14 protein-coding genes are annotated in these 14,882 nt (G+C 72.4%); 5 read left to right on the top strand and 9 right to left on the bottom strand.

Annotated features, from left to right (window positions below):
* Nucleotides 1-79 precede the first annotated feature (79 nt).
* The 4 genes from ACFVYS_RS39215 to ACFVYS_RS39200 form a co-directional block, all read right to left on the bottom strand.
* On the bottom strand, nucleotides 80-2,545 hold the full coding sequence (locus ACFVYS_RS39215) for a SpoIIE family protein phosphatase (protein WP_389510056.1): 2,466 nt from the start codon (nucleotides 2,543-2,545) through the stop codon (nucleotides 80-82).
* Nucleotides 2,546-2,690: 145 nt separating this feature from the next.
* Nucleotides 2,691-3,920: an ornithine--oxo-acid transaminase gene (gene rocD, locus ACFVYS_RS39210; protein ID WP_389510054.1), complete on the bottom strand. Its 1,230-nt coding sequence runs from the start codon at nucleotides 3,918-3,920 to the stop codon at nucleotides 2,691-2,693.
* Nucleotides 3,917-4,729, bottom strand: coding sequence for a dimethylargininase (gene ddaH / locus ACFVYS_RS39205; protein WP_389510052.1), 813 nt, complete (start codon nucleotides 4,727-4,729; stop codon nucleotides 3,917-3,919). Before ddaH ends, rocD begins: the two co-directional genes overlap by 4 nt.
* 163 nt (nucleotides 4,730-4,892) lie before the next feature.
* A complete protein-coding gene (locus ACFVYS_RS39200) occupies nucleotides 4,893-5,378 on the bottom strand; it encodes an Lrp/AsnC family transcriptional regulator (RefSeq protein ID WP_389510050.1) in 486 nt (161 codons plus the stop codon).
* A gap of 78 nt (nucleotides 5,379-5,456) precedes the next feature.
* Between ACFVYS_RS39200 and ACFVYS_RS39195 the strand changes: the two genes are divergently transcribed.
* Genes ACFVYS_RS39195 through ACFVYS_RS39180 form a run of 4 tightly spaced genes read left to right on the top strand, consistent with a single transcriptional unit; the run spans nucleotide 5,457 to nucleotide 9,533 of the window.
* Entirely contained in the window at nucleotides 5,457-6,221 is a 765-nt protein-coding gene (locus ACFVYS_RS39195; RefSeq protein WP_389510048.1) for a LytR/AlgR family response regulator transcription factor, read from the top strand.
* Entirely contained in the window at nucleotides 6,218-6,586 is a 369-nt protein-coding gene (locus tag ACFVYS_RS39190) for a hypothetical protein (protein WP_389510099.1), read from the top strand. Before ACFVYS_RS39195 ends, ACFVYS_RS39190 begins: the two co-directional genes overlap by 4 nt.
* Nucleotides 6,583-8,313 carry a cation acetate symporter gene (locus ACFVYS_RS39185; RefSeq protein ID WP_389510046.1) on the top strand — a complete coding sequence of 577 codons (1,731 nt, stop codon included), beginning with the start codon at nucleotides 6,583-6,585 and terminating at the stop codon, nucleotides 8,311-8,313. Before ACFVYS_RS39190 ends, ACFVYS_RS39185 begins: the two co-directional genes overlap by 4 nt.
* A complete protein-coding gene (locus ACFVYS_RS39180; protein WP_389510044.1) occupies nucleotides 8,310-9,533 on the top strand; it encodes a sensor histidine kinase in 1,224 nt (407 codons plus the stop codon). Before ACFVYS_RS39185 ends, ACFVYS_RS39180 begins: the two co-directional genes overlap by 4 nt.
* Here ACFVYS_RS39180 and ACFVYS_RS39175 read toward each other — a convergent pair.
* The 5 genes from ACFVYS_RS39175 to ACFVYS_RS39155 all read right to left on the bottom strand — a co-directional run bounded on the left by ACFVYS_RS39175 (nucleotide 9,502) and on the right by ACFVYS_RS39155 (nucleotide 14,110).
* Nucleotides 9,502-9,684: a hypothetical protein gene (locus ACFVYS_RS39175; RefSeq protein WP_020131614.1), complete on the bottom strand. Its 183-nt coding sequence runs from the start codon at nucleotides 9,682-9,684 to the stop codon at nucleotides 9,502-9,504. The genes ACFVYS_RS39180 and ACFVYS_RS39175 overlap by 32 nt on opposite strands.
* A gap of 60 nt (nucleotides 9,685-9,744) precedes the next feature.
* Nucleotides 9,745-10,695, bottom strand: coding sequence for a cytochrome c oxidase assembly protein (locus ACFVYS_RS39170; RefSeq protein WP_389510042.1), 951 nt, complete (start codon nucleotides 10,693-10,695; stop codon nucleotides 9,745-9,747).
* Between the two features lie 148 nt (nucleotides 10,696-10,843).
* Entirely contained in the window at nucleotides 10,844-11,869 is a 1,026-nt protein-coding gene (locus ACFVYS_RS39165; protein ID WP_389510040.1) for a 6-phosphofructokinase, read from the bottom strand.
* Between the two features lie 256 nt (nucleotides 11,870-12,125).
* Nucleotides 12,126-12,854: a type 1 glutamine amidotransferase gene (locus tag ACFVYS_RS39160; protein ID WP_062646406.1), complete on the bottom strand. Its 729-nt coding sequence runs from the start codon at nucleotides 12,852-12,854 to the stop codon at nucleotides 12,126-12,128.
* A gap of 17 nt (nucleotides 12,855-12,871) precedes the next feature.
* The gene (locus ACFVYS_RS39155; RefSeq protein WP_389510038.1) at nucleotides 12,872-14,110 is read right to left on the bottom strand and encodes a MurT ligase domain-containing protein; all 1,239 of its coding nucleotides are present in this window, start codon (nucleotides 14,108-14,110) and stop codon (nucleotides 12,872-12,874) included.
* Nucleotides 14,111-14,268: 158 nt separating this feature from the next.
* On the opposite strand from ACFVYS_RS39155, the gene def reads away from it, so the two are divergent.
* Nucleotides 14,269-14,823, top strand: a complete 555-nt coding sequence (gene def / locus ACFVYS_RS39150; RefSeq protein WP_389510036.1) for a peptide deformylase — start codon at nucleotides 14,269-14,271, stop codon at nucleotides 14,821-14,823.
* The last annotated feature ends 59 nt before the right edge of the window (nucleotides 14,824-14,882 follow it).

Below are 14,882 nucleotides of genomic sequence, written 5' to 3'. Positions count from 1 at the left end.
CGCGCCCCATCCGCCGGTCTTGCGCCATTTTCTCATGTGATGTGAAGAATGGGGTGGGCGGACCGCTCCGCGGAGCCGGTCAGGCGTCGGGATCCGTGAGCGACTGCTCGGCCCAGATGATCTTTCCCTCGGGGAGAAAGCGGGTGCCCCACCGCTGCGTGACCTGCGAGACCAGCAGCAGCCCGCGGCCGCCCTCGTCGGTGGCGCGCGGATGGCGCAGATGCGGTGCGGTGGTGCCGCCGTCGAAGACCTCGCAGAGCAGGGTGCGCTCGCGGATCAGCCGCAGCCGGATCGGTCCGGTGGCGTACCGGATGGCGTTGGTGACCAGCTCGCTCACGACCAGCTCGGTGGTGAACGACAGGTCGGCCAGACCCCACTCCGCCAGCCGGCGGCTCGCGGTCTTGCGGGCCTCGGCCACCGCGGCCGGGTCGGCGGGCAGCTCCCAGTCGGCGACCCGCTCGGCCGGTAGCCGACGGGTCCGGGCCATCAGCAGGGCCACGTCGTCGTACGGACGGGCCGGGACCAGGGCGTCGATCACCGTCCCGCAGCGCAGCTCGAGCGTGTCCGCCGACTGCTCCAGGGCCTGCCGCAGCCGTTCCCGGTCGGTGTCCAGCGCCCAGCGCTCGCCCCGGGCCAGCAGACCGTCCGTGTGCAGCGCCAGCGTGCTGCCCTCCGGCAGGGTCACCTCGGCCGACTCGAAGGGCGGCCCGCCCGCGCCGAGCGGCGGCCCCTGGGGCAGCTCGATGAACGTGACGGTGCCGTCGGGCAGGACGACGGCCGGGGCGGGGTGCCCCGCCGCGGCCATCACGCATCGCCCGTCGACGGGGTCGTACACGACGTACACGCACGCGGCGCCCACGGTCCGGGCACCGTCCGACCGCGGTTCCCGCGGCTCCGAATCGGCCGCCACGCCCTCCTCGTCGTCCATGCGGGCGACCAGGTCGTCGAGGTGCGCGAGGATCTCCGCCGGCGGCAGGTCAAGGGCGGCCAGGGTGCGCACGGCGGTCCGTACGCGCCCCATGGCCGCGGCGGCGTCGATGCCGTGCCCGGGCACCTCGCCGACGACCAGCGCCACCCGCGCACCCGACAGCGGGATCAGGTCGTACCAGTCGCCGCCGAGACCGGTGAGCTCGTCGGCCGGCCGGTAGCAGGCGGCCACCTCGACCGCGTCCTGCTCGGGCAGCCGGCGGGGGAGCAGATTGCGCTGGAGCACGAGGGCCGCGTCGCGCTCGCGCGTGTAGCGGCGCGCGTTGTCCACGCAGACGGCCGCCCGGGAGACGAGGTCCTCGGCGAGCGCGAGATCGTCCTCGCCGAAGGGTTCGTGCCGGTGGCGCCGCAGGAACGTGGTCACGCCGAGGGTGACGCCACGCGCCCGGACCGGCACGATCAGGGCACTGGGCGGCTCGGTACCGGCGGGCAGGCCCGCGATCCACTCCTCGGTGAGCGGATCGAGGGGGTCGAGCGGATCGAGCCGTTCGGTCCGCCAGGGCCGCCCGCCGGCCAGACAGCGCACCGCGGGCGAGCCGCCCCGGTGCACGACCTCGCGGCTGTCGGTCGCGACCCCGGGATCGCCGGTCGCCCGCCGTCCCGCCCTGCGCAGGGTGACGGAGGCGTCCGCGTCGTCCCAGGCCTGGCCGGGCGAGGGCTCCGCGCCCCGCAACACCGGCTCCAGCAGGTCCACGGTGACGAGGTCGGCGAACCCCGGCACCGCCACGTCCGCCAGTTCCTGAGCGGTCCGGGCGATGTCCAGGCTGCGGCCGATGCGCCGGCCGGCCCGGTCGAGCAGGGCGAGCCGCTGCCGGGCGCGATGCCGCTCGGTCATGTCCACGACCGTGTAGTAGACGCCCATCGGGGCGCCGTGCTCGTCGTCCAGGCGGGTGAACGACAGCATGTGCGCCGTCTCGCGGTGCGGCGCCGCCCGTACCCGCCCCACGAGTTCGTAGCCGAGCACCGGCTCGCCGGTCGCCAGCACCCGTCGCATCTGTGCCTCGATCGCCTCGGAGTTCATCCCCGGCTGGACCTCGGCCAGCCGCAGCCCGAGCCGGCTCTCGGGCGGACCGCCGCCGAACTGGGTCAGGGCCGCGTTCGACCACACGAAACGCAGGTCGGAGTCGACCATCGCGATACCGATCGGGGAGCCGCCGATCATCTGCTCCAGCACCGCGCGGCTCATGTCCCAGCCGGGGGCGTCGGCCATCTCGTTCAGCAGGACCAGCCAGCGCGCGCTGCCGCCGGGCTCACGGGCCGAGGTGAACCGCGCCATCACGGACACCGGCCGCCCGTCCCGGCGGCGGGCGGACAGCAGCCCGGCCCAGCCGCCGTCCCGACGGCACCGCTCGATGACGTACGCCAGTCGTCCGGCGTCCCCGTGGGCGAGCAGTCCGGCCAGGTCCTCGCCCACCGCCTCGGTGGCCGGATACCCCAGCATGTGCTCGGCTTCCCTGGTCCAACTCGTCACCACCCCCCGAGCGTCGAGCAGCAGGGGGGCGGTGTCCGCCACGTCGAACCACCGGCGGGCAACGTCGTCCTCGTCGTGTGTGCCCACGGCCGACCTCTCTGTAGCTGAGAGTGGTCTACCACCTCCTGACTCAATCTTCACCCTGCCTGCACGACAGCGGCCGAGCCACCCGGGAGGCGGTGGCCGCGCGCCGGCGCGGCCGGGAATCCGCGCCCCTCGCGGGGCGCGTCCCTCAGACGTCGCGCGTCAGCACGCTCTCCAAGGCGGCCAGCGCCGAGCCCAGTTCCTCGCCGGTGATGGTCAGTGGCGGCGCCAGCCGGATGGTCGAGCCGTGGGTGTCCTTGACCAGGACGCCCTTTCGCATGAGGCGCTCGCTCACCTCGCGGCCGGTGCCCAGGGCCGGGTCCACGTCGACACCCGCCCACAGCCCGCGCGCCCGGAAGCCGACGACGCCCTTGCCGACCAGCCCGGTCAGCCCGTCCCGCAGGACCACGCCCAGTTCGGTCGCCCGGCGCTGGAACTCACCTGTCTCCAGCAGGTCCACCACCGCCGTGCCCACCGCGGCGGCCAGCGGATTGCCGCCGAACGTCGACCCGTGCTCGCCCGGCCGCAGCACCGACAGCACCTCCCGCCGGGCCACCACCGCCGACACCGGCACGATGCCGCCGCCCAGCGCCTTGCCGAGCAGCAGCACGTCCGGCACGACCCCCTCGTGCTCCACGGCGAGCGTCCGCCCGGTACGGCCGAGCCCGGACTGGATCTCGTCCGCGATGAACAGGCAGTTCCTGCGGCGGGTCAGCTCCCGGACCCCGGCCAGATAGCCGTCGTCGGGGATGACGACGCCCGCCTCGCCCTGGATCGGCTCGATCAGCACCGCCGCCGTCGTCTCGTCGACGGCAGCCTCCAGCGCGGCCAGGTCGTTGTACGGCACGATCCGGAAGCCGGGGGTGAACGGTCCGAAGCCCGCCCGCGCCGTCTCGTCCGTCGAGAAGCTCACGATCGTCGTCGTACGGCCGTGGAAGTTCTCGGCGGCCACGACGATGGTCGCCCGGTCGGCGGGTACGCCCTTCACCTCGTACGCCCACTTGCGGGCCACCTTGATGCCGCTCTCGACCGCCTCCGCGCCCGTGTTCATCGGCAGGACCATGTCCAGGCCGGTCAGCCCCGCGAGCCGCTCGGCGAACTCGGCGAGGCGGTCGTTGTGGAAGGCACGGGAGGTGAGGGTGAGACGGTCCAGCTGGCGGTGGGCCGCCTCGATCAGCAGCGGGTGCCGGTGGCCGAAGTTGAGGGCCGAGTAGCCGGCCAGCATGTCGAGGTAGCGGCGGCCCTCGACGTCCGTCACCCAGGCACCCTCGGCGCCGGCGACGACCACGGGCAGCGGATGGTAGTTGTGCGCGAGGACGGGCTCCTCGGCGCGGATCAGATCGGCGGAGGTGCGCGTCGGGACGACGGGTGCGGTCATGAACGGATCTCCTGGGTGCAGCACTTGATGCCGCCGCCGGCCTTCTGGAACTCCGAGAGGTCGACGGGGACGGGGACATAGCCGCGCTCGGTGAGACGGGAGGCGAGTGCCTCGGCCCGGGGCGCGATGAAGACATGGCGCCCGTCGGAGACCGAGTTCAGGCCGAACACCATGGCGTCGTCGCGGGTGGCCAGAACCGCGTCCGGATACAGCCGGGCGAGCACCTCACGGCTGCCGGAGGAGAACGCCTCCGGGTAGTACGAGATGTTGTCGTCGTCCAGGACGAACAGCGCCGTGTCCAGGTGGTAGAAGTGCGGGTCCACCAGGGTCAGGCTGATCACCGGGTGACCGAAGAACTCCTGCACCTCCCGGTGTGCCTCACGGGTCGTCCGGAAGCCGGTGCCGGCCAGCACGTACCGGCCCGTCCACACCAGGTCGCCCTCGCCCTCGCAGACGGAATCCGGCCGGTGGACGTCGTAGCCCGCCGCCTTGAACCAGGTGTCGTAGTGGACGGACTCGGGCCGCCGCTCGGGCGCGTGGAACAGGGAGCCGAAGACCCGGCCCGCCACCACGACCGCCGAGTTCGCGGCGAAGACCATGTCCGGGAGGCCGGGGGCCGGCTCCACGGTGTCCACGGTGTGGCCGTGGGCCCGGTAGGCGCGGATCAGCCCCTGCCACTGCTCCTGGGCGAGGTCGACGTCGACGGGGCTGTCGGGACGCATCCAGGGGTTGATCGCGTACTGCACGGCGAAATGTCTGGGTTCACAGACGAGGAAGCGCCGAGGGCGCCGCACACGGGTTTCGGTCACAGTGAGGTACCTCCACCTTTCCCTTTTCCTGCGGAGTCCACTGGGGGTTGACACCAAGGTAGGAACTGACCGGGACGCCCGACAAGGAACAAGCATTGCGCGTCGACGCAGGAATGCTGCGTGATGTGCCTGGTCAACGCAGGTTCACTGCGCCATCGCAGGTTTATTCGGGAGCGGGCTGGCTCGCGCCCGCCTCGGGGCTGTCCGGCAGCAGATGGGACAGCACCATTACGCTGATCGTCTTCCGGATGAAGGGCTCGGACCGGATGCGCTCCAGCACGTTCTCGAAGTGCTCCACATCCCGCGCCCGCACATGCAGCAGCGCGTCCGCCCCACCCGTCACCGTCATCGCCGCGGTGATCTCCGGATGGTTGCGCGCCACCTCCGCGAGGCGTCTGGGGGGCGCGGCGCCCTCGCAGTACACCTCCACGTACGCCTCCGTGCGCCAGCCGAGTGCCGACGGCTGCACGGTGGCCGTGAAACCCGTGATCACCCCGGTCTCCCGCAGCCGGTCCACCCGGCGCTTGACCGCCGTCGAGGACAGACCGACGGCCGTCCCGATCTCGGCGAAGCTGGTCCTGGCGTTCGCCATCAGAGCGGTGACGATCTTCCGGTCGAGTTCGTCGAAAGGGGCGGGCGCGCTGTTCATGCGGGCACTGTATCCAGCGCATACGTCCACACCCCGGTGCATGTCCACTCGTGCGGATCGCCCCTACACTCCACCTTCATGCTGCGCGCCCTCGCCGTCGACGACGAACGCCCCTCGCTGGAGGAGCTGCTCTACCTGCTCACCGCGGACCCCCGGATCGGCACCGCGGAGGGCGCCGGCGACGCGACCGAGGCGCTGCGCCGCATCAACCGCGCCCTGGAGTCCGGACCCGACGGCCCCGAAGCCATCGACGTGGTCTTCCTGGACATCCAGATGCCCGGCCTCGACGGCCTCGACCTCGCCCGGCTCCTCACCGGCTTCGCGCGGCCGCCCCTGGTCGTGTTCGTCACCGCCCACGAGGACTTCGCCGTCCAGGCCTTCGACCTCAAGGCCGTCGACTACGTCCTCAAACCCGTCCGCAAGGAACGGCTCGCCGAGGCGGTCCGCCGCGCCGTCGAACTCAGAGCCGCCGAACGGCGCGGCGCCGCCGCGCGCATCCCCGTGCACGAGCCCGACCCGGACCACATACCCGTCGAACTCGGCGGGGTGACCCGCTTCGTCGCCGTCGACGACATCACCCACGTCGAGGCCCGCGGCGACTACGCCCGGCTGCACACCGACCGCGGCAGCCACCTGGTCCGGATCCCGCTGTCCACCCTGGAGGAGCGCTGGCGGGCCCGCGGCTTCGTCCGCATCCACCGCCGCCATCTCGTCGCGCTGCGCCACATAGGCGAACTCCGCCTGGACGCGGGCACGGTGAGCGTCCTGGTAGGCGGCGAGGAGCTCCAGGTCAGCCGCCGCCACGCCCGAGAGCTGCGCGACCTGCTGATGAGGAGGCCCTGACCGTGCCCCACCAGGACCCCGCCGAGCGGCGTGTCGTCGTCACCGGGCCCGTCCGTCGTACCCTGCGCGCCTCCGGCTACTACCGGCCGCGCACCGAGATCGACGAGCAGACCACCCTCGGTCACACCTACGTCCGCTCCCTGATGCGCTCCCAACTGCGGGCCGCGCTCGCGGTGTTCGCCGTCCTCACCCTGCTCGTGGGCCCGCTGCCGCTGCTCTTCGCGGCGATGCCCGACGCCCACCGCCTCGAATGGGCGGTCCTCGGCTTCTGTCTCTACGCCCCGCTCGTGCTGCTCGCCCGCTGGTACGTGCGTCGCGCCGAACGCAACGAGCGGGACTTCATACGCCTGGTCGAGGACCGATGAACTCGGCCTTCGCCGTCCCCGCCGTCGCGCTCGTCGTCGTCGCGACCGTCCTCGTCGGCGCCTTCGGCCTGCGTATCTCCCGCACCACCTCCGACTTCTACGTCGCCTCCCGCACCGTCGGCCCGCGCCTCAACGCGGCCGCCATCAGCGGTGAGTACCTCTCCGCCGCCTCCTTCCTCGGCATCGCGGGGCTGGTCCTGGTCCAGGGGCCTGACATGCTCTGGTACCCGGTCGGCTACACCGCCGGCTATCTGGTGCTGCTCCTCTTCGTCGCGGCCCCGCTGCGCCGCTCCGGCGCCTACACCCTCCCCGACTTCGCCGAGGCCCGCCTCGGCTCTCAGTCGTCGCGGCGGCTCGCGGGCGCCTTCGTGGTCGGCGTCGGCTGGCTCTACCTGCTGCCCCAACTCCAGGGCGCGGGGCTGACGTTGACCGTCCTGACCGGCGCCCCCGACTCGCTCGGCGGGCTGATCGTCGCGGTCGTCGTCACCGCGATCGTCGCCGCCGGCGGCATGCGCAGCATCACCTTCGTACAGGCCTTCCAGTACTGGCTCAAGCTCACCGCCCTCCTGGTCCCGGCCCTCTTCCTCGTCCTCGCCTGGCAGGGCGACGGCGCGCCCCGCGACGCCTTCGGAGAACCGGCCACCTTCCGCGACCAGCGCGTCGTCCGGGTCGACGACACCCTCGACCTCAGACTGGACCGCCCCCTGACCGTGACGGTGGACGGCCGCGTCGACGGCCGCCCGCACCAGGACGCCGTGCTCCGGCTCCCCGTCGGCACCCACCACATCGAGCGGGGCACCCGCCTCACCTTCGCCGAGGGCACCGCCGTCCCCGTCGCCGAACGGGGCAGCAACGGCGGCATGTCCACCTCCCTCGCCGCCGGCCGCGAGGAACGCCCCCTGTACGCCACCTACGGCCTGATCCTCGCGACCTTCCTCGGCACCATGGGCCTGCCGCACGTCGTCGTCCGCTTCTACACCAGCCCGCACGGAGTCGCCGCCCGCCGCACCACGGTCGCCGTCCTCGCCCTGATCGGCGCCTTCTACCTGCTGCCGCCCGTCTACGGCGCCCTGGGCCGCCTCTACGCCCCCGAGCTGGCCCTCAGCGGCGACGCCGACGCGGCCGTGCTGCTGCTGCCCGACCGGGTGATCGGCGGGCTCGGCGGCGACCTGCTGGGCGCGCTGGTCGCCGGGGGAGCCTTCGCCGCGTTCCTGTCCACCGCGTCCGGGCTGACGATGGCCGTCGCCGGCGTGCTCACCCAGGACGTCCTGCCGACCCGGGGCGTCCGGCACTTCCGGCTGGGCACCGGGCTCGCCATGGCCGTACCCCTCGCCGCGAGCCCGCTGGTGGGCGGGCTGCCGGTGGCCGACGCGGTGGGGCTGGCCTTCGCGGTGTCCGCGTCCTCCTTCTGCCCGCTCCTCGTCCTCGGCATCTGGTGGCGACGGCTGACCCCGCCCGGCGCGGCCGCCGGGATGCTGGTGGGCGGCGGTTCGGCGTTCGCCGCCGTCGCCGCGACCATGGCGGGCTTCCCCGGCACGGGCGGCCTGCACGCGCTGCTCGCCTGGCCCGCGCTGTGGTCCGTACCGCTCGGCTTCCTCACCATGATCCTGGTGTCCCTGGCCACCCCGGGGCGGGTCCCGGCCGGCACCGCGGCGATCCTGGCCCGGTTCCACCTGCCCGAGGAACTGCGCACGGAAGAGCTGCGAGCGGCGGAGGCGAAGTCATGAGCGGGTTCCTGGCGGGCGTCTGCATCGCGATCCTCCCCTTCCTCGCCGCGGGCTTCTGGCTGGGCCGCCGCACCGCCCGCCCCGAGAACCTGGGCGGCCTGGGCACCCCCGTCGAGCACGCCACCTTCGAGACCCTGCACACCGCCTCGCTCGCCGCACCCCCGCTGCGGGCGGGCCTCACGGAGGAGACGGCCCGCAGATCGGCCCGCAGACTGCGCACCCTGCTCGGCACGGACGCGCTGTGCCTGACCGACGAGAGCGAGGTGCTGGTCTGGGACGGCGTGGGCTCACATCACCGCACCGAGATCATGGAACGGCTGGCCGGCCCCCTGGAGAGCGGGCGCGGCGAGGCCTTCCGGCTCACCTGCGAACACGCCGACTGCCCCGTCCGCTGGGCCGTGCTCGCCCCGCTCACCGTCGACGACCGGGTGCACGGCGTCCTGGTGGCCTGCGCGCCCCGCGAGTCCGCCGTCCTGGTCCGGGCGGCCGGGGAGGTGGCCCGCTGGGTGAGCGTCCAGCTGGAGCTGGCGGACCTCGACCAGTCCCGTACGAAACTGATCGAGGCGGAGATCAAGGCCCTGCGCGCCCAGATCTCCCCGCACTTCGTCTTCAACTCGCTCGCGGTGATCGCGTCGTTCGTCCGCACCGACCCCGAACGCGCCCGCGAGCTGCTCCTGGAGTTCGCCGACTTCACCCGCTACTCGTTCCGCAGGCACGGCGACTTCACCACCCTCGCCGACGAACTGCACGCCATCGACCACTACCTGGCGCTGGTCCGGGCCCGGTTCGGCGACCGCCTCGCCGTCACCCTCCAGATAGCCCCCGAGGTCCTCCCGGTGGCCCTGCCCTTCCTCTGCCTCCAGCCGCTCGTGGAGAACGCCGTCAAACACGGCCTGGAGGGCAAGGCCGACCGGTGCCACATCCAGATCACCGCCCAGGACGCCGGCGCCGAGGCCCTGGTCGTCATCGAGGACGACGGCGCCGGCATGGACCCGGTCGCGCTGCGCCGCATCCTGGCCGGCGAGGTGAGCCCCTCGGGGGGCATCGGCCTGTCCAACGTGGACGACCGGCTCCGCCAGGTGTACGGCGACGACTACGGCCTGGTCATCGAGACGGCCCTGGGGGCGGGGATGAAGATCACCGCCCGGCTGCCGAAGTACCAGCCGGGCGTCCACTCGGCGGCCCGCCTCACCGGTGGCCAGGGCCGGGCCGCGTCATGATCATGGCGAGCGTGATCAGCCCCAGCACGACCCAGCCGAACCACAGCCAGCCGTTGCTGCCGAGCGCCACCGTGTAGGCGGTCACCGCGACGAGTCCGCCGACGGTGAGCACCCCCATGGTCTTCGTGGAACTGTCCGTGGTACCTGCCATCGCGACACCTTCCTCGGGGCCGCCCTCCGCAGGGCGCGTCCCCTCCATGGTGCCCCGGGTTCAGCGCCCGTGTGTGTCGAGCGACGCAAGATAGGCGTTGTACGCCTCCAGCTCTTGGTCGCCGTCGCGGTCCGCGGCCCGGTCCTTGCGCTTGGCCTGCCGCTGCTCGGAGCCGTACCACTGGAAGAGCAGCGCGATCAGCACCAGCACCGACGGGATCTCGCTGAACGCCCAGGCGATGCCGCCGGCCGCGTTCTGGTCGGAGAGCGCGTCGATGCCGAGCGAGGCGGGCGGGTTCTCGAACGTCTCGACCATCGGCTGCGAGGCCATCATCAGCGCGATGCCGAAGAACGCGTGGAACGGCATGCCCGCGAACAGCTCCAGCATCCGCATCAGATAGCCCGGCCGGTCCGGCCCCGGATCCACGCCGATGATCGGCCAGAAGAACACCACACCGACGGCGAGGAAGTGCACCATCATCGCGAGGTGCCCCGCCCGGGAGCCCATCAGGAAGTCGAAGATCGGCGTGAAGTACAGCGCGTACAGGCTCGCGATGAACAGCGGGATGGTGAACGCGGGATGGGTGACGATCCGCATGTAGCGGCTGTGCAGCAGCATCAGCAGGAGCTCACGCGGCCCCTTGCGACCCCGCCCGGCGGCCGGCAGCGCACGCAGCGCCAGCGTCATCGGCGCGCCCAGCAGGATCAGGATCGGCGACAGCATGCTGATCACCATGTGCTGCACCATGTGCACGCTGAACATGACCATGCCGTAGTCGTTCAGCCGGGTGCACATGACGAGCCCGATGGTCAGCACCCCGACGACGAACGACACGGTCCGCCCCACCGGCCACGCGTCCCCGCGCCTGCGCAGCCGCAGGACGCCCCAGCCGTAGAGCCCCAGCCCCACCAGACAGCCGACGAGGAAGAACGGGTCCGCCGACCACTGAAGGCCCCGCCCCAGCGTGAACGGCGGCAGATCCATGGTCATGCCGTGCCCGCTGTGTCCCATGCCGCCGGCTCCTGATTCGTGGGGGGTTGTACGTTTCCTGCCGCCCACCAGAGTAGAGAAGCCCCCGGCGACCTCTGTCACCGGGGGCAACGGCCCTCTCCCAGGGGCGCGGGGCCGTCACGGCGGACCCGCACCCGACCGGACGGGGCTAGAGCACGGTCTCCGCCTCCTCGTACCGGTCCTCGGGAACGGTCTTGAGCGTCGCGACCGCGTCCGCCAGCGGCACCATCACGATGTCCGTCCCGCGCAGGGCCGTCATCTTCCCGAACTCGCCCCGGTGCACCGCCTCCACCGCGTGCCAGCCGAACCGCGTGGCGAGCACCCGGTCGTACGCGGTCGGCGTGCCGCCCCGCTGCACATGCCCCAGGATGACCGGCCGGGCCTCCTTGCCGAGCCGGGACTCCAGCTCGATGGAGAGCTGCCGGGCGATCCCGGCGAACCGCTCGTGCCCGTAGATGTCCTTCGCACCCTCGTCGAAGGCCATGCTGCCGGCCTTCGGCTTCGCGCCCTCGGCCGCGACGACGATCGCGAACCGCTTGCCCGCCTCGAACCGCTCGCCGACCCGCCGGGCCAGCTCGTCGATGTCGAAGGGCCGTTCCGGTACGACGATGGCGTGGGCGCCGGCCGCCATGCCGGACTGGAGCGCTATCCAGCCGGTGTGCCGTCCCATGACCTCGACGACGAGCACCCGCTGGTGGGACTCGGCGGTGGTCTTCAGCCGGTCCAGCGCCTCGGTCGCGACCCCGACCGCCGTGTCGAAACCGAAGGTGACGTCGGTGACGGCGATGTCGTTGTCGATGGTCTTCGGCACGCCCACGATGGGCAGCCCGCTGTCGTACATCAGCTTCGCCGCCTTGAGCGTGCCCTCACCCCCGATCGGGATGATCGCGTCGAGGCCGAGCTCCGCGACATGGCCCCTGGCCCGCTCCACGCCGTCCCGCAGATGCGAGGGCTGGACCCGGGAGGAGCCGAGGATCGTGCCGCCGCGGGCGAGGATGCCGCCCACCGCGTCGAGGTCGAGCTTGAGGTAGTCGCACTCCAGGAGGCCCTTCCAGCCGTCCCGGAAGCCGATGACCTCGTCGCCGTGGTCGGCGACGGCACGGTGCACGACGGACCGGATGACGGCGTTCAGGCCGGGGCAGTCGCCGCCGGACGTGAGGACACCAATGCGCATAGCCCGAAACAACCTTCTCCACGTGGGCCGGTCCGGACCACATTGTCCGGCTCGAATCCCCGCCACCCTAGCGGCATGAGGGGGCGGGGCCGAAGCACGCGTCCGCCTGCTGGACGTGCCTGCTCACCTGTGCGGATGCACCGTCAGACGGGCTGCTGACGACACCCTGAAAATCAGGTGAACACACGGTCACGCAGGCTGCCGCGCAACAGCGTCCGAGCAGGCGGCCGCTGGGCCGGGCCTGCGCGGGCCGCTGCTACGCAGGCTGCTGCGCGGCCGAGATGCGCTCGTTGCGGAGCGCCTCGTACCAGTGGTCGTCGATCGGCGGCAGCGCGTTCACGTCCAGCGCCAGCTTCAGCAGCAGGTCCGCGATCAGCGGGTTGCGGGCGAGCACGGGGCCGTGCATGTACGTGCCGAACACGGTGTCGTTGTACGCGCCCTCGGTACCGTCGCCGGTGCCGTTGCCCTTGCCGAGCGAGACGCGGGCGAGCGGGCGGGCGGTCGGGCCGAGGTGGGTGACGCCCTGGTGGTTCTCGAAGCCGGTCAGCGGGGGCAGACCGAGCCGCGGGTCGATGTCCCCGAGGACGTCGCCGACACACCGCTCGCCCTCGCCGCGCGTCGTGGTCACGTCCAGCAGGCCGAGACCGGGCTCGCGCTGGCCGAGGTCGTTGACGAACTCGTGGCCCAGGATCTGGTACCCGGCACACACCGCGAAGACGATCGCGCCGTTCTGGACCGCTTGGTACAGGTGACCGTCCCGGCGCAGCCGCTCCGCCGCGAGTCGCTGCGGCCGGTCCTCGCCGCCCCCGATGAGGTAGATGTCACCGGAGGTCGGGATCGGCTGGTCGCTGCGCACGTCGAGGCGCGCCACGTCCAGGCCGCGCTGCCGGGCGCGGCGCTCGACGACCAGGGCGTTGCCCTGGTCGCCGTAGGTGCTCAGCAGGTCCGGGTAGATCCACACCAGCCGCAGTTGGTTGTCGCTCATGGAAACGTCCTTAGTGGTCAGTTGCCGACGCGGCGGCGCAGGTCCTGGAACGCGGTGTAGTTCGCGATGACCTCGATCCGGCCCGGCGGTGCCTGCTGCACGGCCTGGTCGAGGTTCTCGCACACCTGGAAGTGCTGGTTGGCGACCTCCAGACGCACCGCGAGGTCCAGCTTCCGGTCACCGACGACGAAGATCGGGTGGCCGGTCAGCCGCGTGTAGTCGACGTCCCACAGCCAGGAGGTGTCGGTGCCGTCGGCGCCGCGCGCGTTGACCGAGAGGATCACCGGGGTGGGCGGCGGATCGATCAGGCTGAACGTCTCGAGCCAGCCCGCCGGGTTCTTCGCGAGCAGCAGCCGCAGGTCACGACCCTGGAACTGGACGACGTCATAGCGTCCGGCGACGGCCTGCACGGAGTACATCCGCTCCAGCGCCACCTGCGGCGGCACCCCGAAGACGGCGGCCACGGCGGCGGAGGAGGCGGCGTTGGCCTTGTTGGCGCGGCCCGGCAGCTGGAGGTGGATCGGCCAGGCGGACCCGTGCGGGTCGAGCACGTGGTCCCCGGACAGCGCCCAGCTCGGCGTCGGACGCCGGAACCCGCACTCGCCGCAGAACCAGTCGTCGCCGGGCCGCTGCATGACACCGCCGCAGGACGGGCACGACCAGGCGTCGTCCTTCCACATCTGCCCGGCGGCGACCCAGATCACGTTGGGGGAGGAGGAGGCGGCCCACACCACGAGCGGGTCGTCGGCGTTGGCGACCACGACGGCCTTCGAACCGGCGAGCCCCTCACGCCAGTTCTCCGCGAGCATGCGGGTCTCGGCCGCGCGGTCCAGCTGGTCACGGGAGAGGTTGAGCAGCGCGATGCACTTGGGGGCGGTGTCCCGGGCCACGCCCGCGAGGTACTTCTCGTCGACCTCGATGACGCCGTACTTGGCGTCCGAACCGCCCGCGAGGGCCGAGGTGATGCCGGCCGGCATGTTGGCGCCGAGCGCGTTGGACACGACCGGCCCGGCGGCGCGCAGTGCCTCGGCGATCAGCCGCGTGGTGGTGGTCTTGCCGTTGGTCGCCGAGACGAGGATGACGTCCAGGTTCTGCGCGAGCCGGGCGAGAAGGTCGGGGTCGAGTTTGAGCGCCACCCGGCCGCCGATCACCGAACCGCTGCCGCGCCCCGCGGCGCGCGACGCCGCCGCGACCGCTTTGCCGGCGGTCACGGCGATCTTGGCCCGCGGCGTGAGCGGGTCCGAGTTGCCTGCCATCAGTTCTCGATCCTCCTTGCGTACGCGCCGCGCCTCTGCCGTACGGCAACGTGGTGGGTGGTCAGCCTATCGAGATCCATTCGCACTCCCGAATCCCGGCACCACCTCACGCCCGTGAGCGGCATGCGCGTGTCAGAAAGGACCGTACCCTTGCCGCCATGCGACACGGCTCCATCCCGGGCGCCCACGGGCGCGTCCGGCCCCTCTCCCTGCTCGGCGACCCCGTCCTGCACACCCGCTGCGAGGACGTCACCGACTTCGGCCCCGAACTCGCCCGCCTGGTCGAGGACATGTTCGCCACGATGTACGCGGCCCAGGGCGTGGGCCTCGCCGCGAACCAGGTGGGCGAGGCGCTGCGGGTCTTCGTCTACGACTGTCCCGACGACGAGGACGTCCGTCACCTGGGCCATGTGGTGAATCCCCGGCTGGTGGAGGCCGACGGCATCGTCCTGCGCGGCCCGGAGGGCTGTCTGTCCCTGCCGGGTCTGGAGGCGGGCACGGAGCGCCACGACCACGCGGTGGTCGAGGGGTTCACGGTGAGGGGCGAGCCGATCACCGTGCACGGCACCGGATTCTTTGCCAGATGCTTGCAGCACGAGGCGGACCACCTGGAGGGCACGGTGTACGCGGACCGCGTGACGGGGTGGCGCGCCAGGAGACTGACGCGCCAGGTCGCACGGGCCTCCTGGAGCCGCGGAGCCGGTCCCGCCTAGGGCGGGGTCGCCGCGGGGGGGGGCGGGGCGGCCGCGGGGGCGCGGCCGCGCGCCCCGCC

Origin of the sequence: Streptomyces sp. NPDC058295, assembly GCF_042880655.1 — a bacterium.
Taxonomy (GTDB): Bacteria; Actinomycetota; Actinomycetes; order Streptomycetales; family Streptomycetaceae; genus Streptomyces; species Streptomyces coriariae.
Note: the sequence above shows the minus strand (reverse complement) of the source record. Positions and strands in the feature narration are given on the sequence as shown.

Coding starts and splice junctions, on each gene's coding strand:
- rocD (WP_389510054.1), bottom strand. CDS start 3,920: ATGACCGCACCCGTCGTCCCGACGCGCACCTCCGCCGATCTGATCCGC.
- ACFVYS_RS39200 (WP_389510050.1), bottom strand. CDS start 5,378: ATGAACAGCGCGCCCGCCCCTTTCGACGAACTCGACCGGAAGATCGTC.
- ACFVYS_RS39195 (WP_389510048.1), top strand. CDS start 5,457: ATGCTGCGCGCCCTCGCCGTCGACGACGAACGCCCCTCGCTGGAGGAG.
- ACFVYS_RS39185 (WP_389510046.1), top strand. CDS start 6,583: ATGAACTCGGCCTTCGCCGTCCCCGCCGTCGCGCTCGTCGTCGTCGCG.
- ACFVYS_RS39180 (WP_389510044.1), top strand. CDS start 8,310: ATGAGCGGGTTCCTGGCGGGCGTCTGCATCGCGATCCTCCCCTTCCTC.
- ACFVYS_RS39175 (WP_020131614.1), bottom strand. CDS start 9,684: ATGGCAGGTACCACGGACAGTTCCACGAAGACCATGGGGGTGCTCACC.
- ACFVYS_RS39170 (WP_389510042.1), bottom strand. CDS start 10,695: ATGGGACACAGCGGGCACGGCATGACCATGGATCTGCCGCCGTTCACG.
- ACFVYS_RS39165 (WP_389510040.1), bottom strand. CDS start 11,869: ATGCGCATTGGTGTCCTCACGTCCGGCGGCGACTGCCCCGGCCTGAAC.
- ACFVYS_RS39160 (WP_062646406.1), bottom strand. CDS start 12,854: ATGAGCGACAACCAACTGCGGCTGGTGTGGATCTACCCGGACCTGCTG.
- ACFVYS_RS39155 (WP_389510038.1), bottom strand. CDS start 14,110: ATGGCAGGCAACTCGGACCCGCTCACGCCGCGGGCCAAGATCGCCGTG.
- def (WP_389510036.1), top strand. CDS start 14,269: ATGCGACACGGCTCCATCCCGGGCGCCCACGGGCGCGTCCGGCCCCTC.